A 1,627-nucleotide genomic window follows, 5' to 3' on the forward strand; every position below is an offset into this window, starting at 1 on the left:
CCGGGCGGCGTCGAGTCGCCGGAGGACTTGTGGCGTTTGGTGGCCGGGGGCGGCGACGCGGTGTCGCAGTTCCCGACGGACCGCGGCTGGGACGTGGAGTCGCTCTACGACCCCGACCCCGAGCAGTCGGGCACCACCTACAGCCGTATGGGCGCCTTTCTGGACGGCGTCGCGGACTTCGACCCGGGCTTCTTCGGGATCTCGCCGCGTGAGGCCGCGGCGATGGACCCCCAGCAGCGGCTGCTCCTTGAGACCTCCTGGGAGGCGTTCGAGCGGGCGGGCATCGACCCGACCTCGCTGCGGGGCGGCCGGTCGGGTGTGTTCGTCGGTACGAACGGCCAGGACTACGCGGCGCTGTTGATGGCCGCACAGAAGGAAGTCGAGGGGTACGCGGGCACCGGCATTTCGGCGAGCGTCATCTCCGGCCGGCTTTCGTACACGTATGGCTTTGAAGGCCCTGCGGTGACGGTGGACACGGCGTGCTCGTCATCGTTGGTCGCGCTCCACTTGGCGGTGAACGCGCTGCACAAGGGTGAGTGCGAACTGGCGCTGGTCGGTGGCGTGTCGGTGATGTCGACGCCGGGCTCGTTCATCGAGTTCAGCCGTCAGCGCGGCCTCGCCGTGGACGGCCGTGTCAAGGCGTTCGCCGATGCCGCCGATGGCACCGGCTGGGGTGAGGGTGTCGGCATGCTGCTCGTGGAGCGGCTTTCGGATGCTCGGCGCAATGGCCACCAGGTGCTTGCGGTGGTACGTGGTTCGGCGGTGAACCAGGATGGCGCGTCCAACGGGCTGACCGCGCCGAACGGTCCCTCGCAGCAGCGGGTCATTCGCCAGGCGTTGGCGAGTGCGGGCCTGACTCCGGCCGACGTGGACGCCATGGAGGCACACGGCACCGGCACCACGCTCGGCGACCCGATCGAGGCCCAGGCGTTGCTCGCCACCTACGGCCAGGACCGTACCGGTGAGCCGTTGTGGCTCGGCTCGGTGAAGTCCAACATCGGTCACACGCAGGCTGCCGCAGGTGTGGCGGGTGTGATCAAGATGGTCATGGCGATGCAGCACCGTCTGCTGCCACAGACGCTCCATGTGGATGAGCCGACCTCACAGGTCGACTGGTCGACCGGCGACGTCGAGCTTCTGACTGAGGCCCGCCCCTGGCCGGACACCGAGCGGCCGCGCCGGTTCGGTGTGTCGTCGTTCGGGTTCAGCGGCACGAACGCGCACACCATCATCGAGCAGGCGCCGGAAGTCGAGGAGCCGACTCCTGCCGTGGCGTCCGTCCCGGTCGGGCTTGCGCCGTGGGTGCTGTCGGCCCACAGTGCCGAAGCGTTGCGGGAGCAGGCAGCACGGCTGATCTCCGGCGTGAGCGACCTGAATCCTGTGGACGTCGGCTTCTCCCTCGCGACGACGCGGGCCTCGCTGGAACAGCGCGCGGTTGTCGTCGCGGACGATGCGGAGACCCGGCTGGCTGCTCTGACCGCGCTGGCCGAGGGCAGGCAGGCGGCGGGTGTGGTGACGGGTTCCGTCGCCGACGGGCTGTTGGGTTTCTTGTTCTCGGGTCAGGGTTCGCAGCGGCTCGGTATGGGCCGTGAACTGGCGGCCCGTTTCCCGGTGTTCGCTGGGGCTC

1 protein-coding gene is annotated in these 1,627 nt (G+C 69.5%); it reads left to right on the forward strand.

The annotated features are described in order from the left end of the window. Nucleotides 1-1,627: type I polyketide synthase (locus ACFQ7F_RS45830; protein WP_383285741.1), on the forward strand; the 1,627-nt coding region annotated here is incomplete at both ends.

This window comes from Streptomyces sp. NPDC056486, assembly GCF_042795295.1.
Taxonomy (GTDB): Bacteria; Actinomycetota; Actinomycetes; order Streptomycetales; family Streptomycetaceae; genus Streptomyces.